This is a genomic window from Candidatus Tisiphia endosymbiont of Beris chalybata, from assembly GCF_964026555.1.
GTDB lineage: Bacteria > Pseudomonadota > Alphaproteobacteria > Rickettsiales > Rickettsiaceae > Tisiphia.
Map to the genome: position 1 here is coordinate 149,887 of NZ_OZ032159.1, position 23,128 is coordinate 173,014.

Sequence of the window (23,128 nt, forward strand, 5' to 3'; positions counted from 1 at the left end):
TTTATGTATAAATTACTAATTAATATTTGCATATTAAGGCCTAATCTATTAGAATAAGGTTTTTTTATGTGTATTTAAGTAGTGTGGTAAAATTTTGGCTTTGACAAATATGCAGTAAAGACTTATTATTCAGAATTAAAAACTACCTTTGTATCCAGAACATCTTGTTGCTGCAAATATTGGTGTTGGATAATATAAGTAGTTTATTCATATACCGTTACATTTTATTCTATTATCAAGTAATTATCATATATATTATGCTAAAAAATATCGACTGGCCTGCTTTTTTTGTACTACTTCTCTTGCCTTTTTTGCTGTTATATTTAATGATAAAATATTCAGCTGTTAATGGCATTGGTTTATTTGAAATCGGCTTACTGATCGCAGGGTATTATGGAGCTAACATTGCAGTAGGAGTAGGTTTGCACCGTTTATGGTCTCATCATGCTTTTAAAACGAATAAAGTAGTGGAGTTTGTTCTGGCAGTTATGTCAGCCGCTACATTGCAAGGACCAGTGTTATCTTGGGCATCAAATCATCATAAACATCATACTTTTACTGATAAAGATTTGGATCCCCATAGCCCATTAAAATATGATAATAAAATTTTAGGTTTTTTATGGTCGCATATTGGTTGGATGATAATCGGAGGTAGCTATAAATCAATTGACCGTATTACTATGGTTAAACTCGGAAAAAACAAAATCTTAAAATGGCAGTTAAAATATTATTGGGAAATTGCTATATTGATGAATAGTGTTGTTCCTATAACAATTGGTTATTTAATTAAGGGAACTCTTACTGCAGCATATGCAGGTTTTTTATTTATTTCTATAGGTAGAGCCCTCCAACAGCACGCAACTTTTTGTGTGAATTCATTATGTCATTTCGTTGGTAGTAAGAAATATTACAAAGGTACTGCTGGGGATATCTGGTGGATGGCATTATTTTTATTAGGGGAAAATTGGCATAATTTCCATCATGCTTTTCCTTCTGACTACCGTAATGGTATTAAATGGTATCATTTTGATGTACATAAATGGATAATATACGTAATGAGCAAATTGGGATTAGCTTGGAACTTAGAACGAACGGAAAAAGTCCGAATCAATGCAAAAATGCATGAAGTGCGCTTCAGTGTAGTAGAAGGAAGGACCCAACAATTAGGTTTACTACAAAGTAAGGCTGAACAATTAGTAGAACATATACGGATAAAGCTTCAAGAACTTGAAAATTCTTCTGTCTCTATCAAAGAACAATTGAATAAATCTTTCATAGAAATTCAAGAATCCCTTAAAAAGCTTGCAGAACAATTACATTCATCAATACAATTAACTGAAAAATCGTCCGAGCAATTACTTAAGATTGCTACTAAGAAAATTAAAGGCAGTGAAGAGGCTATTTATCAATTATATAATAAACTAAATAAACAGCAATATCTTAGTAACTAGCTGTGCTGTGCATGTTCTATGTAATCATTAGACTTCCTGCATAAAGTCGAGCTAGTGCATTTTATCCTATTCGATATACTCCTCGCAGATGATTTTGCTGCTAGGCGCGATGGTAGAGCCTATAGATAATAGGCGAGCTATTTGAGCAACGACGCATGCAAATTCGTATCAGAAGAGTTTATTATATGGATAATTAATTTTATCTTAATATTTGGCTCATTAACAACTTAAATATAATAGATGTTATGCAAAATTTACCTCCTATTAAAGAGATGAGCTTTGAGGACGCTTTAACGGAATTAAAAGACATTGTCAAAAAAATTGATATGGGTGAAGAAAGTTTAGAGTCTTCAATTAATAACTTTGAAAGAGGAATTTTACTAAAAGAGCATTGCGAACAAAAATTAGCTGATGCCCGTTTAAAAATTGAAAAGATTACTAAGCTAGTAGATTCGACGGTAATATTAGAGACAATTGATTCGTAAAAAGCATTTACTAGACTTCCTGCATAAGTCAAAAATAGTTAAGGGATTTTTAGGAAAAACGAAGCCGAACCGAGCTGCCCCCCATGTACGCAGCTGAGGAGCGGAAGCAAGTTTTGAGAATAAAATCACCCACTAGATCGAACTTATGCAGGAAGTCTACTAAACCTTATATGCAATTCCAAACAGTATACTGCCTAAATTGAAAAATATAGTATATACTGCTCGTAACTGAAGAGTTGGTAGACGATAGAATCAACTTCAAGAAAAGCTAGCAGTGTCAAAGTCGAGAAGCGCAGCGTACTATAATAGTACGTGAGCATCGCAGATCTTTAGGGCCCAACGACGCCAATTCTTGAAGTTCCTAGAGTATATACGTTACATAAACCGCAAATCCTTGTACACAATAAGAAACTATTCTTAGCAGCCAATGAGTATAGTAGCTCAATACGAGTTTCAAAGTAGATCTATTAAAACAACCATAAGTGAAATTATACACGATATAAAGAAATATATAATTTTTATTATTTAGCTTTAAGCTGTAGTATTGTTGCTAGTAATGCATATAGATAAATTTAAAAAGCGTTAAAATTACTGTTATTTTACACTGGCATAAAATGTTTTTTTATGCTAGAAAGTTGGGAGTTATTATACCAAAGTGAAAAACGTTATTTATACATAGATATATTCCTACTTATTTCTAATGCAATAAATTGTAGTTGAATGAGGTTCCTATATTGCACAAGAACAAAAATATATCAAAATTAAGTATAAATGTTTTACACTTAAATATTTTTCTGAATTAATTTAAATAAGTTGTGAGGTTCTAAATTATGAGTACAGATAAGGATGTTGAAAATGCTGTTATTAAGATTGTTGCTAGCTCATTAAAACTAGAGGAATCAAAAATAACCCCTGATTCTAGGTTCATTGAGGACCTAAGAGCAGATAGTTTAGACACTGTTGAATTAATGATGGCAATAGAAGCAAAATTTAAGTGTGATATACCAGATGAAGATGCAGGTAAAATTCTAACTGTTGCTGACGTAATACGTTATATAGAAAATAAACAACCTGTAGTAGGAAGTTAAATAACCTTCCGCTAGATATTATATGATCTTGATTTTATGTTAAGAACTAACACTCAAAAACAGAACAGATATGTCAACTAGACGGGTAGTGATAACAGGTCTTGGCCTAGTTACCCCATTGGGTCACAATGTTAAGTCTTCGTGGAATGGAATTATAGAAGGGCGTAGCGGTATTAAACCGATTACAGGATTTAATGTTGATAAACTGGCGTGCAAAATAGCAGGGATAGTGGATAAGTCCAGCACTAATGGCTTCAACCCCGAACAATACATCAACCCGCGCAGCCTTCATAAAATGGATTTATTCATCCAGTATGGAATTGCCGCAGCTGCCGATGCAATAGAAGATAGTGGTTGGAAGGCAACTAATGAATTATCTGCAAATAGAACAGGTATAATATTAGGATCAGGTATTGGTGGGCTTAAGATGATTGAAGAAACGTCTGTGAAATTCCATACAGAAAATAATGGTAAAGTCAGCCCTTTCTTCATCCCTGCTTCGCTAATTAATCTATTGGCTGGGCACGTTTCAATTCAATATGGTTTTACCGGACCAAATCATGCGACAGCTACTGCTTGTTCTACAGGAGCGCATGCTATAGGTGATGCGATGCGGATGATCCAATATGGGAATGTCGATGTTATGATTGCTGGCGGTGCTGAAGCTCCAATTACGCCAGTCGGAGTAGCAGGGTTTATTGCCGCAAGGGCATTATCTACTAAATATAATTCTACCCCAGAGATTGCGTCAAGGCCTTGGGATAAAGACCGTGATGGGTTTGTCATGGGCGAAGGAGCGGCTGTAGTAGTGCTGGAAGAATACCAACATGCTATAGTAAGAGGTGCTAAAATTTATGGTGAAATCGTGGGGTATGGTTCTACCGGAGATGCCTACCATATTACCTCGCCTCATCCTGAAGGCAAGGGGGCTTATAGAGCGATGGTCGAGGCTCTTAAAGATGCTCAAATCAACGCTCAGCATATTGACTATATTAATGCGCACGGTACTTCTACTCCCGTTGGTGATGTGATTGAGTTATTGGCGGTACAAAAATTATTTTTAGATGCCAATCCAAAAATCCTTATGTCTTCCACTAAATCATCCACTGGGCATTTACTTGGCGCCACTGGTAGTATGGAATTAATTTTTTCCCTTCTGGCAATCCAGGATCAAGTGGCCCCTCCTACTTTAAATCTATATAATTGTATAGAAGAAGCCAAGATAGATTTAGTACCATTAGAAGCGCGAAATAAAAAAATTAATTATGTTCTTTCCAACTCCTTTGGTTTTGGGGGCACTAACGCTAGTTTAATTATTAAAAAGATTTAGGGCGTGTAGACAACTAGTTCTGCAAACATTTTTATGTATAAATATATTTATGACCACCCCTATTTATTATATTAAAAATGGTAATTTAAGCTTTGCAGATAAGCCTATATTATCAAATCTTACCTTGTATATTCATAAAGGAGATAAGATTTGTCTTATTGGAAAAAATGGTTGTGGTAAATCTAGTCTAATGAAAGTAATTGCAGGAAGTTACGAGCTAGATAATGGTGAGTTATTTCAGGATACTAGGACAACAATTAATTATTTGAATCAAGAAGTTAAACCTAATTTAAACTTACCTATTTATGATTTTGTGCTAGATCAATTCAGCGTGAGCGAGGTTGATCAATATAAAGTTGATATCATCCTAGAGAAACTACAGCTTGATAAATCTAGTAATTTAGCTAGCTGTTCCGGCGGACAAATCCGAAGAGCTCACCTAGCTAAAACCTTAGTGGCAGAACCAGAAATTCTGCTGCTTGATGAACCTACTAACCATCTTGATATCTCAACCATAGAATGGCTGGAAGAATTCGTCAAATCTTACAATGGCGCTATTGTGTGCGTGAGTCATGATAGAGCATTTTTAACAAACGTGACTAATAAAATTTGGTGGCTTGACCGAGGGAATTTACGAAAATCAGACCAAGGCTTTAAATATTTTGAAGAATGGCAAGAACTCATTATCGAACAAGAAGAAACAATTTTAAAAAAGTTGAATAAAAAGCTGGGGGTAGAAAATGACTGGCTCCAGACCGGAGTAACCGCTAGAAGGAAAAGAAATCAAAAAAGATTAGCAGATTTAAAAAGCTTAAGAGAAATAACTAGAAAACATGCTAATAACCTGGCCTTATCTAAGCAAAGGGTCAAAATAGATAATATTGAAGAGTCTAGTCAAAGTAAATTCATTATAGAACTGGATAGTGTGTCTTTCCATTACCCCAAAACTCAAATTATTAATAATTTCAGCTTTAGGGTGAAAAAAGGAGAAAAAATAGGAATAATTGGTTCAAATGGCTCTGGAAAAACTACTTTGATTAAATTAATCACTAAGCAAATTGCCCCCCACTTGGGCAAAGTAATACATGGTACTAAATTAAATATTTCTTATTTTGACCAACATAGAATAGAATTAAATCCTAACTATACATTACAACAAATATTATGCCCTACGGGCGGTGATCAAGTATTTTTACCTAATAAAACTATGCATGTTGCAGGTTATTTAAAGCAATTCATGTTCGACCCTAAACTTCTTACCACCAAAGTAGGCACCTTATCAGGAGGAGAAGCTAGCAGGTTGTTATTAGCTAAAACTCTAATCAATCCTGGTAACTTGCTAATTTTAGATGAGCCAACGAACGATCTTGATATGGATAGTTTAGAGATCCTATTGGATATTCTAGGCGAATACCCTAGCACATTATTAATAATTAGCCATGATCGTGATTTCTTACATAGGTTAGTCACGAGAACTTTAATTTTCTCTCACAATACCACCTCTAACAATACCATAATTGATATAGCGGGAAGTTATGAAGATTACCGCCAATTAGTTCCTGCAGCTTTAACAGCCAAACAACCAATCAAATTAGCCAACAAACCACCCACCCCTGCTTTTAAAGAGGAAACAACAAAACCTAAGAAATTATCTTATAAATATCAGCGATTACTTGAAACAATCCCAATAGAAATAGAGGCGTTAGAATTAAAGATTAAAAATTTAGAATTACACTTAAGCGATAATACTTTATTTTCTACTAATTCTATTAAATTTAATCAATTAAGCAACGATCTATTATTGCATAAGAAACAGCTTGAAGAATTATTAGCCCAATGGCTAAAGATTGAAGAATTCGGCATTGCCGATAAATAGTTGATGGCAATCAAAGATTGTGCTTGGGTACCGTAAACGTCATGAGCTAAGCGAGCGTTTGCTGCGCGCAGCAATCCAGGAAACATTGGTTTGTTTGCAGGATTTTCTGGATTGCTTCGTCGGCCTTATGGCCTTCTCGCAATGACAATGCTCTGGATCAACTATTTATCGGCAATGCCATAGGCAATGCCGCAGTATATGTAAAATTTATATTGAATAATTAAATTATTTGTGTTAAAATGACTTTATTTCTCTTAAGTTGTATTAATTTTTTCTTATTTAACAGCATATTGGGGTAGCGCTTTACGAATATGCCTACTCCTGACTCTTAATACAAAAAAAACCAAATTTGCGCAGGATCTAAATTCTATGCAGCTAAGGTGAGAGCACTGTATAGTTTAATTTATTAATTTCTATACCTCATCACAATTTTTAAAGAAGTGACGCTATGGCAGCTCTAACAAAATCAAAGCCTCTACAAAAAATTATATCTTTTTCTGAAGATAAGTCTGATATAGATAGAACTCAATCTATCCTTAATGAAGGTTGGTCGATAGTAAAATTAGTACCATGTGGAAATCACTATGTTGGTGTTATGGAAAAGCCAACTTACGATACTTCTCTTAGTGCTGAAGAACAGCTTGTTTATATCCCTCCGAAAAAAAAGATCTCGTTTAGTTGAATATATTTTAAATGAGGCCTCTTTCAAAACATGCTTCGGATAGGGAATTTTATAGGGATAGTGTATCTATTGCAAAAAATTTCTGCTATTTTGCCCAGAAAATACGCATAAATCAAGCTATAAAAATTTCCTTCACAAAACCTAAGATATGACAAAGTATAAAAATCATTAAGCCTTGATTTCAGTATGTATTTTCCTTGATTTTGATAAGTCGATCCAGTATAAAAGTAATTATTTCAGGTTTAGATCATCATCATGCAACGTTTAAAAATCCTTTTTACCCTAGCGTTATTATTATTGTATACTATTTCGCCAGTTGAGGCACGGTGGGGTAAATATGAAGATGCTGCAGTTGAAATTAAATTTTTTAATAATAAGATTAAAGTAAATAAAAATGGTACTTCGGAAATAATAACAGAATTCAAGGCTACCATACTTAAAGAAACTGCACGTAGTAGCTTTTCCCAATATAGTTTTACTTACAATGGAGATAGTTCCTACATCACTATTTTAGAAGCTAAAACCATTTATAATGGAAAAGAATACCTAGTTACTAAAGATATGATAGAAGATAAACCGCTTGCCAGTGGGGGCCAGGGATTTGACCAGTTAAAGCAATTAGTTCTCTCCTTCCCCAAAGTAGAACTCGGAGCCACAATCTATTTAAAATATAAACAAGTCGAAACAAAAGTTCCCATTGATAATTTTTATGGCCATAACTTATTTTATGGGGGGGGAGGTTATTGGCAAGCAAGCAGTACTAAAATTACTTCGGAATTACCTTTAAAGCTCAAAATAAATGATCCCAAGAATGTATTAAAAGTTGTCCAAGAAACAAAGAAGAATACAGATTCTATAAATATTACCTTAACCGCACCTATCTATGAGGGGCTAGTAAATGAGCCTAGTAATGGTATATTAAATATTAAACACGCTACGTGGGTTTCAGTGTCCAGCCTGCTTGATTGGCAAGAGTTTGCTAAAAAATTAACCCCTGGCTATTACAAAGTCATTAATCAACCACTTCCTGAAATATTCACCACCATAGCAGATTCCGCGGCTAAGAAGAATAACGATGAGGAAAAAATTAATTTTGTTACTTCTTCACTAAATGAAAAAATTCAATATATGGGAGATTGGAGGTCAATAGCAGGGCGTTATTTTCCAAGAGATTTAGAGAAAATAGCTAATTCCCAAATTGGAGATTGCAAAGATTTTACGGCAAGTACAGCCTCTATACTACAAAAGCTTGGGTATCAAGTGCAGCCTATTTTAGTCATGAGAGGGACTTATAATATTTCTAATCCCGGATCATTACCTAATATAAGTAATTTTAACCATGTAATGCTTAAGGTTACCAGCCCAGAACAGAAAGTGTATTGGATTGATCCCACCAATATAGTGAGCATGGCTCAAGGTATTTTCCCGGATATCTCTAATAAAGACGGTTTAATGTTAGATGCTAAGGAGGCAGGGTACGTAAAAATCCCAGCAATATCGGAACAAAGCTCAAAAACCACCTATAATAGTGAATTAATTATTCAAAATAACGTTATAGATGAAACGGGGCAAGCAGTAATGCATGGAGAAACAGCTTTAGATTTCGCAGGGGCTGGATTATATTATTCAAATGAGCAATTGAGAGATATGACTTTTTATTTGATTAGTGGAGTACATCTTAATGAAGAAGACAAGAAATCTTTAGAATTACCTGACCTTACTTCGCGCATTGTCAAAGACCTTACTATCAAATATAAATTTCAACAAAAAAATCTACTCTTTAATACTAATAATGGGCCGGCTTTAAGGCTGGGGGGGAGCAGTGCAGTCAAACATATTATTAGTACAGCACCAGATCAGCTATCAGATATCTTTATCGGCATCCCGGGGACTAATGAAAAACATATACAAATAAGAAATACTACAATTAAACACTGTGAAAGATTAGACTTTAAAATAGATTCCCCCTGGTTATCGATTAATAGATTCTGTAAATATCAAGATCAGGGTACTGAATTTATCGATAAAGTAATTATACGCAAAAGTTTTATTACCAATGAAGAGTTAAAGACTACAGAATATAAAAATTTGAAAGAGCAGTTAGAAAATAATTTTGATGGAGCTTCTATAATAATAAATGAATAAAAATTAATTATGGATGTATACCATTTCCCAAAACTAAATTAGGCATTGCCGATAAATAGTTGATGCCGGAGCATTGTCATTGCGAGAAGGCCATAAGGCCGACAAAGCAATCTCGAAAAATCCTGCAAACAAAACCAAGGTTTCCTGGATTGCTGCGCGCAGCAAACGCTCAATCGCAATGACGTTTACGGTACCCAAGCACAATCTTTGATTGCCATCAACTATTTATCGGCAATGCCCTAAATTAGCATTAGGAATACGAGTGTCGAGCGGCGGAGCGGGAGATCATGAAGTATAGTATAGTCCATTAAAGCGTGGCGCGTACAGGGTATTTATCTTCAAGTATGCATGACTACTATGCTTTCCGGATACTATTATGTATATATCTAATGATATAAGCTATATCATAGCAACCTAAGCTATACTACGAACGTAGATGATTAGTTTTCAGGCATGGTATAAGATCATAAGGTGTTTCTTGTCCTTATTAAAACTCTTACATCAGATGGCTCAACAATTTATTGTTAGACATTTTTTTCAACTTGCTACCTCCAGGGAATTGAAAGGAAATAAGGCACGCAAAACCGCAGCGCCCTTAGCTGCAACTGAGGAATTCCTAGGTTCTGTGAAGGAAATCTTTATAGAAGTGATTTATAGAGCATTTTAAGCGAAAAATAGTGGGAATTTTTTTGTAGGAATATTGTGCTTCAATTTACACTAAGTATTTTGTGAACTTATCTACCGCCTCTCTCGCTCCCGGGGCGTTTAGCAGAACTTTGGCTTACGGGCGGCGGTAAGACATTGGGAAGATTTGTAACCTTCGGATGTTTCTCCTCCATAACTTTTCTCATTTTGTCTACTACTGCCTTTGCTAGACTCTTGATTTCCTGTTCAGGCATAGTAAGTTTAGCTATTGTTTCTGGCGCTACTTCTCCAAGCGTGCGTACTACTTGTATAAATTCTCCTGATTTTATCACCTTTTGCATTTTCGGATTCTGGATTAATTCTTTAAATTTTTTCTCTACTTTTTCTTTTTCTTCTTTAAATTGTTCGGGGTTTTTTGTTTGGGCGATTTTCTCTATATTTTTTAGCTTAGGGTTATCGCGCATTAAGACTTGGAATACCTTAGCGTTTTTATTGCTATTTTTTTCATACTTCTGATTAACCTCGAATAAACGAGGATTTTTTAGTTTTAAAGCTTTCTTTAGGACCTCTATGTCCGTAGAGTCTGATTTACCGGAGTTATACTTCTCTAGTGCATCGATCTTCCTCTTAATCTTAGCCCCGGAATTAATTTTTCCTTTTTCTGGAGTGTCACTATTTTTATTACTTTCTTCTTTTAACTCTTGATTAGTTGCTAATCTATCTTGCTTATCTATTAAGAGGAGAAAGTCCTGATACCCATTAACGTTAATGTCCTTTGGCTTATTGGTATCTGTATTATGCTCCTCTAACGTTTTGCGTACCATACTTAAGATTACAGCCTTATTTAAGTCCTTTATTTCCTCTTCGGTGAACTGAGATTTGTCATTTTTGGTTTCACTTTCTGGCATTTCATACCTAATTTATTATTCTTATCTATTGGCCTAATATTTATCGCTTTTCGTTAACTTCGGGCTTAACCGAGGCATGATGCTTTCCTTCTCCAGCTCTCTCCCTGGCTCCATATTATAGTCACTTAGGTGAATTAGATACTAGGCGCGAGGAGTGAAGCCTAGGAGATACTAAGTAAGCGACGAGCAACAACGTAGCTAGTTTAACCTAAGTGACTATATCTCTTGTTAGGATTCATACTAACCTTATAAATTATCATGGTAGTACAATTCTTGACTGTTTAAAAATTATTTACCAAAATTAATAAAATAAATAATAAAGAGTGTTACATTTATGTTAATAAATGTAAGCTATTAGCTAGAAAAACGAACAACATAGAGGAAGGCTTTTCTAGACAAGAGTTGCTAATTCGTGACTTTTTATTAATTAGGTAATGATAAGAAAATAATAATTTGCCTTAGATATTTTAAGCTTAATATAATTTTGTGTTTTGGTGGGAGGCAATATGCCGCAACAATGCGCGCGCAAGGAAAAATTCTTCCTTTACTTAGGCAGTGGGGTTATCTAGACTAAAAATCTTCTTATTATCATCATAAGAAAAAATTTCTGCATACCTACCCCAACCTATTACAGATTTTAAAGTGGTAATAGCATCCTCATTAGCTAGTTTATCGGTAAGATAAGACTTAAAATGTGCAAAAGAGGCTTTATGGTCTGGTTTTTGATGTAAAGTAGTATATATATAAGATGCAATAGCTATATTATCGAGTAGATGCTGTTTGAAAATATTTTTTCTTTCCTCTAAGTTACCACTAGCAAACAACTTTCCAGCTTGATTTAATTTTACATTTTCTGAAGTAACCGTAGCAAAATCTAATATTTGTAATGCATTAACAATTTGTAATATTTCACTCATATTGTGAATATGAAACACCTCCAGTAAATCTGATAAAGGTGCATTACCTTGGTATGGTAAGCTAGCTAGTGCTTCAATACTACCAATTAATTTCGTTACTGACGTTAAATTAATTTTTTGATCAAGATTCTTATCTTTACGACTCACTACCGTAGTTGGCTTTTCATATGCAGATACCATATGACTATATATTTTATCAACTATTAGACCAAATTCCATACTATGAATATCGCGGGGTCTTGCTAAGGCAATAGGGATTTCAGATACTATTCTCCCAGGGTTAGCAGAAAGTATCAGCACTCTATCCGCCATAGTTACAGCTTCTTCAATTGAATGCGTTATTAGCACTACGGACTGCATCTGAGTTTCTCCCCTCTCCCATAAATTCAGGAAATCTTTCTTCAAATTATTAGCTGTAAGAATATCTAAAGCAGAAAAAGCTTCATCCATGAGTAAAATTTCTGGCCTTAGCACTAAAGCTCTGGCAAAACCCACCCTCTGCTTCATCCCCCCTGATAATTCTTTAGGGTAGGCCGATTCAAAACCATCCAGGCCTATCATGTCAATGGCATCTAACGCACGTTTACGGCGCTCATAGCTAGATAAATTTAAACTTTCTAAACCTAATTCAACATTTTCTAGCACTGTCAGCCACGGAAAAAGAGCAAATGCTTGAAAAATCATGCTAATATTGCAGTTCTCTTCAATAGACCTTTGGTTATACCTTATTACTTGTCCCTGAACTGGCAATATAAAACCAGCTATTATTCTTAATAATGTAGATTTGCCTGAACCAGATTTACCAAGGATTGCCACTATTTCACCAGCTTTAAGCGTAAGATTAATATTATCTAATATCTTTTTCTTACTACTATCCTCCTTTGTAATAACATGACTAATTGATACTAATTCCAGTAAACTATCTGCCATAAATTTTCCTTTTTAATAATTAAGGAATTAGACTTCCTGCATAAGCCAAAAAAGCGCTCGGGATTTTGAGGAAAAACGAAGCCTAGCCGAACTGCGTACTAAACTGTACATGAGGTGCGTCAGAGGCACGTTTTGACAACAAAATTATCCCCTAGGGCGGCTTATGTAGGAGGCCTATTATAAAAATTGATATATTCTTTTTGTTCCTAGGAACCATCGTTTTATTTTGAGTAGTAAGGGCGTGGTAGTAACATACACGTTAGATTAGCACCCGCATCCTTAAAAAATAAAATGAGAGTTCTGAGAAGCAAAAAGAGTATATATTAAATTTTAAAGCGATTTATACAATACTCCTGTAAGGGCCGCCAAACTAAACGATTAAAAAATACTACTAATAAAGCCATGACCCCCATGCCTAAAACTATTTTATTAAAATCTGCTTTAATCGTCATTTGAGCTATATAGCTTCCTATACCATCGGCTATCATTGTTTGATCTCCAAAAGTAATAATTTCTGCTACTATACTAGTATTCCATGCGCCCCCAGAGGCAGTGATTGCTCCTATGATAAAATATGGAATAATTGCTGGTAACATTACCTTATACCACCAACTCCACCCTTTAACCCTCAAAATTTTTGTCACATCCTTAAGTTCATTTGGCACAGAAGAGGCCCCGGCTATTACGTTAAATAAGATATACCATTGCGTCCCTACTATCATTAAAGGACTAAGCCAAATGTTGGGGTTTAAATGGTAATGAGTAATAACTATAAAGACCACAGGAAATAATAAATTTACTGGAAAGGCTGCAAGGAACTGAGCCAAGGGCTGGGCAAAGGAAGCTATTTTAGGATTTAAGCCAATATATATACCAATAGGAACCCATATTACTGCCGCAATAATAATTAATATTACTACCCGGAGTAAAGTAATTAAACCAAGTTTAAAGGCATATAACATCTCAGCTAGGCCAATATCATGATATAAGAAATAACTTATATAATAAACAGCAAAACAACTAATAACAAATAAACCTATATACCATAAATAATCCAGAAGAGTAGAGGAGACATTTGAAGAATTAATCAATAAATTTTTTTCTCTTATACCATATTTATTGAAGAGGGGAGCATATAATATTAATTTGCCAAGGGAATAAATAGGAACAGTTAATTTTTTAATTAATTTACTTCTTTGAAATAAGGTCAATACCCAAGAGCTAGGCGCATTATTACCGGACGCCATATTATAATAAAATTTGTCAGCCCATGCAGTTAAGGGCCTCAGTAATAATTGATCGTATAATATAATAACTAAGGTCATAGCTAGAAGGGCATATCCTATAGCATGAAAATTTTGCTGCTGAATTGCTAGCGCAATATACGACCCAATGCCTGGTAAAGTAATATTGCTATTTCCGACTGTAATTACTTCGGAAGCAACCACAAAAAACCAACCACTAGATATTGATATACCGAGATTTCCTACTAAAGATGGTATTGCATAAGGAACATTAATTTGCCAAAATCTCCTCCAGCTAGACATCCTAAAAATATAGGCTACTTCTTCCAATTCTTGAGGAATAGTTTTTAAAGAATAATAAAAACTAAACGTCATATTCCAAGCTTGTGAAGTAAAAATAGCAAATATCGCCGCACATTCCGCGCCCATTACACTTGATGGAAAAAGCGCTAAAAAAGCTGTAACCGTAAAGGAGATATAACCCAGAATAGGTAGAGATTGTAAAATATCTAGCAATGGAATAAAAATTTGTTCGCACTTCTTACTTTTGGCCGCTAAGGTCCCATAAATAAAAGTAAATACTAACGATATTATAACAGCAATCAGCATCCTTAAAAGCGTTCTAAGGGAATAATGAAAGAGGTTACTGTACTCTAAGTTCACTGGTTCTTGTGTTAATATAGCGATCGGGGCATTCATTTGTTTTAATCCCCAAGCAATAAAAATAAAGAAAAGTCCTAATATTAAAAATGTTAAACAATTAAACAGCCAGCTATTATTATTTGTTTTAGAATAGTTTATAAAATACATAATGGCTTTAAGTGAATCAATAAAAAGACTCGGTAATAGGCTTATTTGTTAATAATCCTCTTTTGCACGTTTGCACCCGAGCAGGGAAATTTGAAAGAGCCACGGAGCACAGGGCCCATAGAAAACTTATTACTGCTTTAATAACTGCTCTACTTTATCAGCATTATCAAAACCATAATCATAATGAAAACGAATTTCAGGAGAATATTTTAAATTCACTTTGATTGCCACTAAGTGTCTTATAGCATATTTTGAATTATTCAAGGCTTCTATCAACTGCTTTGCACTTAAATTAGTGTTAAATGGTAAAAAATAACAATCAGCTAATTTCAAATCAGAAGTCACTATTACTTTAGTAATAGTGACAGGACAATCAATTAAGCTTTCGTCTAACTTTTTGCCACGACGCAATATTTCCGCTATAGCTATATTTATTAACATTGCTACTTTTTGCGGTTTATGCGCCTTAGTTTTATCTAGAGATATTTTCATAACTTGAATCGCTCTCCTCTAACTTAGAAGAATATTAACTTAATATTATAACAATTGTTTCTTTTCTTCAATAATTTCAAACACTTCTATCATATCCCCTTCTTTTATATCATTGTAATTATCAAAGGCTATTCCACACTCAAACGTTTCTCGGACTTCTTTTACTTCATCTTTAAAACGTTTTAGAGTTTTAAGCTTCCCTTCATGAACCACAACATTATCACGTATTAGGCGCACACCTGCTCCTCTTTTAATAATGCCTTTAGTAACATAACAACCGGCTACTTTCCCTACTTTAGTTACCACAAATACTTGCCGGATTTCAACTGATCCAATATATTGCTCTCTAATAATAGGGGATAGCATACCGCTCATTACCAATTTAATATCATCTAATAAATTATAAATAATAGAATAATATCGAATGTCTACAGTATCTTTTTCTGCCATAATTAAAGCATTACTATTAGCCCTGACATTAAAGCCAAGAATAATTGCCTTAGACGCTCTTGCTAAGGTGACATCTGCCTCCGCTATGCTACCTACTGCTTGATGTAATATCCTTATTCTTACTTCATCAGCGGGCAATTTTTGTAAGCTCGATACTATTGCCTCTACTGATCCTTGTACGTCTCCTTTTATAATTATTGGTAATTCTTTTACGAAGCCTGCGGCCCCTGACGCTTTCAAGAACAATTCTTCAAGGCTGGATCTTTGAGTTACAGAAATTTTCTTTTCTTTAGCAATACGCTCCCGGTAATCTACAATATCTCTAGCCTGTTTCTCATTTGTCACTACATTAAACTGATCACCAGCTCGGGGAGCTTCATTCAAACCATATACCTCTACTGGTATGGTTGGACATGCTAAGCTAATATTAACCCCTTTATCATTATTCATGCGCCTGATTTTACCATATTTGGTCCCTGCAACTACTATATCCCCATTTCGTAAAGTACCGCGTTGTACTAGGACCGTAACAACTGTTCCCTTCCCTTTATCAACCCTTGCTTCTATAACTACCCCAGCTGTTAACCCTCCGTAGTTAACCTTTAAATCTAACATTTCTGCCTGCAATAAAATCGCCTCTTCTAACTTATCTAAATTAGTTTTCTTCAAAGCGGACACAGGCACTAACATAGTATCCCCTCCTAACTCTTCAGCAATTAAACCATAAGTTACCAGCTCATTTTTAATTTTTTCCAGGTTACTCCCTGGCTTGTCTATCTTATTAATTGCAACTATTATAGGGACATTAGCAGCTTTTGCATGGTTAATAGCTTCTATTGTTTGGGGCTTTACTCCATCATCTGCAGCCACCACTATAACTACTATATCTGTTACCTTTGCACCTCTGGTCCTCATCTCTGAAAAAGCCTCATGTCCTGGCGTATCAATAAAAGTAATAGCTTTATTCCCTTCTAAATTTACTCTATACGCCCCTATATGCTGGGTAATACCTCCAGCTTCTTTACTAGCCAGGTCAGTTGATTTTAAAGCATCCAGGAGGGAAGTTTTCCCATGATCCACATGACCCATAATAGTAACGATAGGAGCTCTAGCTTTTAAATCTTCTTCTTTATCTTCTGCGCTAATCAATATATTTTCTACATCTGACTCTTGAACTCGCTTGACAGTATGTCCTAAGGTAGAGGCTACTAATTCTGCAGTATCAGCATCAATGGTTTGGGTGGTGGTCGCTATTACTCCAAGTCGCATTAATTCCCTGACAACATCAGCTGCACGCTCAGACATTTTAGCGGCTAAATCTCCTACCATTATTGCCTCAGGAATAATCACTTCTCTATAAACTTTTTCAGGCGCAGCATATTGCTCCGCTTTCCGCTTTTCTTTTTCACGGGCTCTTTTTAACGAGGCAAGGCTCCTAGTTTTACCAACATTATCTTCTCCCTTAGAATCAAGCATATTAAAAATATCGGCTTTTTTTAGTTTTTTAGGTTCTTCCACCTTGAGTTTTGGAGCGATTACCTTACTATCACCAATTTTATCTTTTTCTGTACTCTCTTCAATAACTGTCCCTGCCTGGGTTAGTGAAGGCGCTGCGGAGGGCTTATTATTAAAATGTTTAGGTAAAATCTTCTCTTCGGCCTTTTCCTCTACTTGCGAAGGCTCAATAGGTAAATTTTTCTCTGCTTCACTAATAGAATCAAGCGTATCTACTACATTCTCTTCAACATCATTACTGATATCCTGTGTTTGAGTAGTCACCGGATTGATTCGAGCAATCTGCGTCAAAGTAGAAACAAATTGATTCTCCATATTTTGAGACTTAGCTTTTTCTGCAGCATTTTTTAATACAGCTAAGCGCCTGTTAAATTCCTCTTTAGCAGTGGAATCTAACCCTTGAGAATTGGTGCCACTAGCCCGGTTTTTATTAAAAGAGAAATCCTTGGAGGCAGAACTGCTCTTTTTAACTTCAACAATAGTTTTAGCAGAACTAACAAAACCTCTGGTCATATTAGCGTTACCAACTGGCTTATTAAGAGTCAGTTTTGAACTGCCAAAGGTCAATCTTTTGGGTTTAGATTCTTGGTTATCCGTCATAAATATTAGATCTCTTTAACTTATTGTTAGTTATTAAGTCTCTTTGCCAAACTCTGCTGCTGATATAAAATTTGTAAGAAAGCAATTAGCGTTAGTTTGGCTCAGAATTCCACTAGACTGCCTGCGTAAATCTCAATCTAGTCAATAATTTTATCCTTGAAGATGTGGCCTGACGCTCCTGCCCTGCCTATAGCCAAAGTGATTTAGCTGGGGACCTCCCACTATTTCTCCTAAAAATTCCGACAGACTACGTTGACTTGTTCAGAAAATCTATTGGAGACTTAGTAATAGACCCCTTCAAATTCCCAGTAAGATGCGAGCTGCGAAAGAGGTCTATTACTTACTAAGAAGGTAGGGTTTTATTCTCAGTAGTACGAGCGGTATCAATGATTAAGGCCATATCTTCTTCTGTCATTCCTGAATTAGAAACTAATGACTTAAACTCTCCAACTGTTAATACCCCTAAATCTTCTATAGTCTTGATCCCATATTCTGCCATCTTCAATATAAACTCTGGAGGTAATTCTAATACATCAATTAATTCTTGTTCAACCCCTAATTCCTCCAGCTTAGCAATAATCTTCTCATTTTTAACATTCACGTACTCTATAGCTCGATTTTGAATCTCTGTTGCTAATTCTTCCTCAAAACCTTCAATATCCATCAAAGCTTCAATTTTGCTAGAAGCAATTTGTTCCACAGTAATAAAACCTTGGGAAGATAAAAGTTGGGCTATTACCTCTTCCACATCTAGAGCTTCGGTAAATAATTCTGTGGTAGAGCGAAATTCTTCATGCCTACGTTTAGATTCTTGTTCTTCGGTCATTACATTAATATTCCATCCGGTAAGCCTGGACGCTAATCTGACATTTTGGCCACGTCTTCCTATTGCAAGACTTAAATTATCCTGCGATACTACTACATCAACGTTATTTCTATCTTCATCAATCACGATTTTAGTAATTTCTGCCGGCGCAAGAGCATTCATTACAAATTGGGCAATGTTCTTATTCCATAATATTATATCTATCTTTTCTCCATTCAGCTCATTAGTAATTGCTCTGACTCTATTGCCTTTAATTCCTACACAAGTACCTATAGGATCAACAGCAGAGTCAGCAGCAAAAACTGCTATTTTTGTTTTGGATCCCGGATCACGCTCGATCGCTCTGATCTCAATAATATTATCATAAATTTCAGGGACTTCTAACTCAAATAGCTTAACTACCATTCGATCATCAGTTCTTGATAAAAAGATTTGCGGCCCTTTAGAAACCAACCTTACATCTTGAACATATGCTTTAATACGGTCGCCCACTTTAAAGCTTTCCCCTCTAATTAGCTGATCTTTTTTGATTATTGCTTCAGCCCTACCAAGATCTACAATAATATTATTGAATTCTATTCTTTTGACCGTACCATTTAGGATTTCTCCTTTTCTATCTTTAAAATCTTCATATTGCTTTTCTCTCTCAGCTTCGGTCACTCGTTGTATTATTACTTGTTTAGCAGTTTGGGCTGCAACGCGCCCTAAATCAATAGGAGGTAATAATTCATATATTTCATCCCCTATTTTTGCATCACTTTTTCTTTCAACTACATCTTTTAAAGAAATTTGGGTAAAATAATCTTCTGATCTCTCTACTACTTCCAGTACCCTAAAAAGGCTAATATCCCCAGTTTTTCTATTAATTTCCGCCTTTATGTTATGATCATTTCCGTATTTTCTACGCCCTGCTACTTGTACAGCTTGCTCCATGGCTAAAATCAACGCTTCTTTAGGGATACTTTTTTCGCGCGCTACCGAATCTATAATCTGCAGAATTTCTATATTACCAATATTCACCATAAGATTTATTGCCTTTTAAGATTTTTTATTTATTAAATTCCTAAACATTTCTTCTGTTAATACTAAAGATGCTTTTTTTATCAGATCAAATACAATAATTACTTCCCCCCTAGGGGTATTAAGATGAATTTGATTATTTTCAGCTTTAGATATCTTGCCCTGATATCGCGTTTGCCCCTTTAATAAATCTTTTAATTTTATAGTAACTTCTCTATTTAAAAATCTAATATAATCCTGAAATTTTATTAAAGGCCGCTCTATCCCTGCAGATGAAACTTCTAAAAAATACTTATCACTAATTATATCTTCTACATCCAGAAGCGCTGAAACATGATAGCTTACAGTGCGGCAATCCCCAATACCAATTTGCCCTCCATCTAACCTATCTATCAATATTTCCAGCACTTTACGCGTAGACCCTTTTAACGTGACTTTTACTACCTCAAATCCTAGACCTTCTAGTGTATCTTGTATTATATCAGTAATTTGTTGCTCTATATTTTGCATTACAAATACCCCCATTAATTATAATTATTATTCGAGATAATATACATATAGCTTTGGCTGGGATATAACCTAAGTTATTTCAAGTTGCAAAAATAAGGAACAACTATGGTAAAGAACAGCTATAGCCTGCGGTATTGAGCTGGTGATACTTGATTTTGCAGGATTCGGTTGTGCTCACGTATTCTCTATACGCTGCGCAACCTCACCTTTAAATTCAAGTGTCCCCAACTAAATCACTTTGGCTATCAGGTGTACTCAAATGATCCCTCGAGTTGGATTTGAAAATGCATGATCAAGAAGCAAAACGGAGTACATGAGGAGCTTCAGGCCACGTTTTGCCTAAAAATCCCGAGCACTTTTTCGACTTATGCAGGAAGTTTATTTTCAAAAAACAATTCTTCAAAGCAAATGAGTATTCCAATAAAAAAGGTGGGTTTAACCCACCTTTTTACCGATATTAAATAACATTACATATGTTACCATATTTTTATTATATTAGCAATAACTAAAAATTTATTCTCTTGGCATTGCCTAAAGGCAGTTGATAAGATATCCAAAGGTTTTAAGGAATAATAAGATATAAAGAGAAAGTGCTAACATTATACTGCATTTAGAGTATTTTTTAGTTTTTCTATCTAATCTTGCTAAGTTATCTCTATAAGATGAATTTTTTGCCTCAACCAAGCAAGTTTCAGCCTTATCAATTATATGCTTTTTACTTATTTTATACTTACTATAAACATCATAATCATCTGTACATAGATACTTGATATTATAGTGCTCAAGCCTAAATGCTAATGGTAAATACGAAGCAAAACTCCTGTCCTTCGTTACTTCGATATCAATAACTCGGAGCCTATCTCGGTCAACAGCACTAAATACATACGCTTTATTTTCTTTTTTTTAATGTAAGTAAAAAGCTCATCTAACTCCACTATATTAATATCTTTTTCTTGAACTTCCTCTATCTTCTCAATAAAGGCATCCTTAACCACTTTCCCCATCTTTTTTATCCAAACTGACACCACTGAATTATGTATTTTCTTTACCCTAGCTATTGCTCTAATACCCATTGAATTAATATACATCATTACCGCTTCTAATTTAAAATCTGCACTATACTTAGATGCTTTGCCTCGAAACACACTATTACAAACTTTACATTTATATCTTTGTACTCCATCTTGTAGTCCATTCTTCACTATCTCTTCAGAGCTACATTTCTTACATCCTTTCCATGCTCCTAACATTATTTCGCTCCTTATTGCTATTTCCCTATATAGCTTAGCTATATATTGTTCATCCGTCAACTGTCCATAGGCAATGCCTATACTGCTCCAGGGCGGTTTAAAAGTCGCACTCTAAAATTGAACAATCCTAAATGATTTTAAGTAAATATTACTGCAAAAGTCATGGCCAGGAGGTTGCTTACTGCAGGCGAAGAAGCAATCCAGAAAAATATACAAAAACACGATGATTTAATTCTTGTGATTGCTTCGGGCGGCGCGTCGTGCTTTCTTGCAGTGATTTTTGTTATTCTTAATAATTACTTGTTGCAACCTTTGAGTGCGACTTTTAAATTGCCGTGATTCTGCTCGTATTTCCAGAACCTAAAATCTCTTTGGCAATATATAGCTTAGGTTATTATGATACATACACGATAGTATGCGGGCAGCGTAGTAGTCATGCATACTTGAAGATAAATACCCTGTACGCACCTTAATGGACTATACTATACCCGAGTTGCTATTAATTAAAAATGATTGGCAATCCCGGTTAAAAGGATTATACTCTTACAATTAAAATTGATAGATACATATTATGGGCATGAGTTTAACTCACTTATTAGTGATATTGTTAATTGTTTTACTATTATTTGGGGCCGGGAAGTTACCGCAAGTAATGACAGAGTTAGCCAAAGGACTTAGGGCATTTAAAGAAGGAATGAAAGATACAGAACAAAAACCTGATGATAAGAAAGATTAACCTCACTACAGATGGGCTGAATTCAATAGACCTCTTGCATAACCTAATCTAATTGGTAATTTTGTCGTCGAAACTCCTCTCTGTTCCTCACGTACGTCTATGTACGCTGCGGTACTCGACTTCGTTTCTCCTAAAAATTCTTCAATTATCTTTAGGTTATGCAAGAGGTCTAATACAGTCAGTTAGTTGGATTCAGGCCATACGGTAGCAACAAGCTTAAAGCGGCTTAACATCTCTAGGATAAGTATCTTTATCTAGTTTATATTATATAACTGCTTTTAGAATTTAAAACCAACACCTACGGATATCACTAAAGGATTGAATTTGATTTTAGATGATACGGTTTTTTTCCCTACTAAAGCTTCCTTATAATCAACTTTAGTATTGAGGAAATATTGTTTAATATCTACGTTAATTAAGGTATCATCTTTAGCATAGAAATCTATACCTACTTGTAATACTGGGCCAAAACCATTTTTAACTTTAAACGCTTTAGATTTTGTTAACATGTAAGTACCATGATATCCCCCTCCTATATAAGGGCTTATTGAGCCAAAAGGAGCTATGTGGTACTGTCCAAGTAAGGTTAATGGCATCGTATAGAGTTCTCTTCTTTTCTTAACACCATCTGTGTTGCCTTGATTATTATGTGCAACGTTTGCTAAGTGGGTTGCTTTAATACGCAGTACCTCAAAGCCTAAAGACAATTCAGCAGCTATATTAGGAGAAAAGAATATAGAAGTAGAGGCCTCTAGCCCGTATCCAACTTCAGTAAAACTACCAACCGCTACTGGCTTTGGGATAGTAGATGAAGGAGGAGTTTTGGCTGCGCCTTGAGTTTTGATACCCGCGCCCCTAATTTTAAATACAAGATTTCCTTCATTTCCATAATAATCTGCATCATAATTATTAATATCTTCATCTTTATCCGCAAAGCTATTAATACTTATCAAGCTTATTAAAAAAAACACTACTAAATTTTTAGTTACCTTAATCATCATTGCAACCTTTCCTTGCTTTTAATATATTACTGTATTATACATACTCTTCTTGGTAAGAAAATCAAATAATATATATAAATTTCTTAAAGCTTATAATTAACGGTGATAATTATAGCACTACCTTTTTTTTGTGCATAGGTATTTTAATTTATGGGTTTTTACCAAATTATCAGAAAAGTATACTCGAATTAAATATAAAGCCAGTACATATAACCAA

At 34.9% G+C, this 23,128-nt stretch carries 20 protein-coding genes; 9 read left to right on the forward strand and 11 right to left on the reverse strand.

The genetic code is table 11. The features are described 5' to 3' along the window. Window positions 1-257 precede the first annotated feature (257 nt). The 8 genes from AAGD44_RS00765 (at window position 258) to AAGD44_RS00800 (ending at window position 9,724) form a co-directional block, all read left to right on the forward strand. On the forward strand, window positions 258-1,451 hold the full coding sequence (locus AAGD44_RS00765; protein WP_341764164.1) for an acyl-CoA desaturase: 1,194 nt from the start codon (window positions 258-260) through the stop codon (window positions 1,449-1,451). A gap of 245 nt (window positions 1,452-1,696) precedes the next feature. Next, window positions 1,697-1,936: an exodeoxyribonuclease VII small subunit gene (locus tag AAGD44_RS00770; RefSeq protein WP_341764165.1), complete on the forward strand. Its 240-nt coding sequence runs from the start codon at window positions 1,697-1,699 to the stop codon at window positions 1,934-1,936. Window positions 1,937-2,766: 830 nt separating this feature from the next. Further along, window positions 2,767-3,024, forward strand: a complete 258-nt coding sequence (gene acpP, locus AAGD44_RS00775) for an acyl carrier protein (protein ID WP_341764166.1) — start codon at window positions 2,767-2,769, stop codon at window positions 3,022-3,024. 70 nt (window positions 3,025-3,094) lie between these two features. Then, window positions 3,095-4,354: a beta-ketoacyl-ACP synthase II gene (gene fabF / locus AAGD44_RS00780; RefSeq protein ID WP_341764167.1), complete on the forward strand. Its 1,260-nt coding sequence runs from the start codon at window positions 3,095-3,097 to the stop codon at window positions 4,352-4,354. 49 nt (window positions 4,355-4,403) lie between these two features. Then, window positions 4,404-6,230, forward strand: coding sequence for an ABC-F family ATP-binding cassette domain-containing protein (locus AAGD44_RS00785; RefSeq protein ID WP_341764168.1), 1,827 nt, complete (start codon window positions 4,404-4,406; stop codon window positions 6,228-6,230). 448 nt (window positions 6,231-6,678) lie between these two features. Beyond that, a complete protein-coding gene (locus AAGD44_RS00790; protein ID WP_341764169.1) occupies window positions 6,679-6,912 on the forward strand; it encodes a DUF2674 domain-containing protein in 234 nt (77 codons plus the stop codon). Between the two features lie 255 nt (window positions 6,913-7,167). Beyond that, a complete protein-coding gene (locus tag AAGD44_RS00795) occupies window positions 7,168-9,057 on the forward strand; it encodes a DUF3857 domain-containing protein (RefSeq protein WP_341764170.1) in 1,890 nt (629 codons plus the stop codon). Window positions 9,058-9,535: 478 nt separating this feature from the next. Further along, on the forward strand, window positions 9,536-9,724 hold the full coding sequence (locus AAGD44_RS00800) for a hypothetical protein (protein ID WP_341764171.1): 189 nt from the start codon (window positions 9,536-9,538) through the stop codon (window positions 9,722-9,724). Window positions 9,725-9,791: 67 nt separating this feature from the next. Here AAGD44_RS00800 and AAGD44_RS00805 read toward each other — a convergent pair whose 3' ends face one another. The 9 genes from AAGD44_RS00805 to AAGD44_RS00840 form a co-directional block, all read right to left on the reverse strand. Beyond that, window positions 9,792-10,610, reverse strand: coding sequence for a hypothetical protein (locus tag AAGD44_RS00805; RefSeq protein ID WP_341764172.1), 819 nt, complete (start codon window positions 10,608-10,610; stop codon window positions 9,792-9,794). A 548-nt stretch (window positions 10,611-11,158) separates the two neighbouring features. Beyond that, window positions 11,159-12,457 (reverse strand): nitrate/sulfonate/bicarbonate ABC transporter ATP-binding protein, encoded by a 1,299-nt coding sequence (locus AAGD44_RS00810; RefSeq protein ID WP_341764173.1) that lies wholly within the window; start codon window positions 12,455-12,457, stop codon window positions 11,159-11,161. A 323-nt stretch (window positions 12,458-12,780) separates the two neighbouring features. Beyond that, a complete protein-coding gene (locus tag AAGD44_RS00815; RefSeq protein ID WP_341764174.1) occupies window positions 12,781-14,511 on the reverse strand; it encodes an ABC transporter permease in 1,731 nt (576 codons plus the stop codon). 129 nt (window positions 14,512-14,640) lie between these two features. After that, window positions 14,641-15,003 (reverse strand): 30S ribosome-binding factor RbfA, encoded by a 363-nt coding sequence (gene rbfA, locus AAGD44_RS00820; protein ID WP_341764175.1) that lies wholly within the window; start codon window positions 15,001-15,003, stop codon window positions 14,641-14,643. 45 nt (window positions 15,004-15,048) lie between these two features. Then, a complete protein-coding gene (gene infB, locus AAGD44_RS00825; RefSeq protein ID WP_341764176.1) occupies window positions 15,049-17,568 on the reverse strand; it encodes a translation initiation factor IF-2 in 2,520 nt (839 codons plus the stop codon). A 343-nt stretch (window positions 17,569-17,911) separates the two neighbouring features. Then, a complete protein-coding gene (nusA, locus tag AAGD44_RS00830; RefSeq protein WP_341764177.1) occupies window positions 17,912-19,417 on the reverse strand; it encodes a transcription termination factor NusA in 1,506 nt (501 codons plus the stop codon). Between the two features lie 15 nt (window positions 19,418-19,432). After that, window positions 19,433-19,924 (reverse strand): ribosome maturation factor RimP, encoded by a 492-nt coding sequence (gene rimP, locus AAGD44_RS00835; protein WP_341764631.1) that lies wholly within the window; start codon window positions 19,922-19,924, stop codon window positions 19,433-19,435. A 531-nt stretch (window positions 19,925-20,455) separates the two neighbouring features. Then, window positions 20,456-20,770 carry an IS1 family transposase gene (locus AAGD44_RS07770; protein WP_410521000.1) on the reverse strand — a complete coding sequence of 105 codons (315 nt, stop codon included), beginning with the start codon at window positions 20,768-20,770 and terminating at the stop codon, window positions 20,456-20,458. Further along, window positions 20,755-21,234, reverse strand: coding sequence for a hypothetical protein (locus AAGD44_RS00840; protein ID WP_341764178.1), 480 nt, complete (start codon window positions 21,232-21,234; stop codon window positions 20,755-20,757). The genes AAGD44_RS07770 and AAGD44_RS00840 overlap by 16 nt, the downstream gene beginning before the upstream one ends. A 511-nt stretch (window positions 21,235-21,745) precedes the next feature. Here AAGD44_RS00840 and tatA point away from each other — a divergent pair. After that, complete coding sequence (gene tatA, locus AAGD44_RS00845) at window positions 21,746-21,910, forward strand: twin-arginine translocase TatA/TatE family subunit (protein ID WP_341764179.1); 165 nt, start codon at window positions 21,746-21,748, stop codon at window positions 21,908-21,910. Window positions 21,911-21,915: 5 nt separating this feature from the next. Here the strand turns inward: tatA and AAGD44_RS00850 are convergent, their stop codons facing one another. Both AAGD44_RS00850 and AAGD44_RS00855 read right to left on the reverse strand, forming a co-directional pair. Next, window positions 21,916-22,074: a palindromic element RPE1 domain-containing protein gene (locus tag AAGD44_RS00850; RefSeq protein WP_341764180.1), complete on the reverse strand. Its 159-nt coding sequence runs from the start codon at window positions 22,072-22,074 to the stop codon at window positions 21,916-21,918. Between the two features lie 114 nt (window positions 22,075-22,188). Further along, complete coding sequence (locus tag AAGD44_RS00855; protein WP_341764632.1) at window positions 22,189-22,908, reverse strand: OmpW family outer membrane protein; 720 nt, start codon at window positions 22,906-22,908, stop codon at window positions 22,189-22,191. Between the last annotated feature and the right edge of the window lie 220 nt (window positions 22,909-23,128).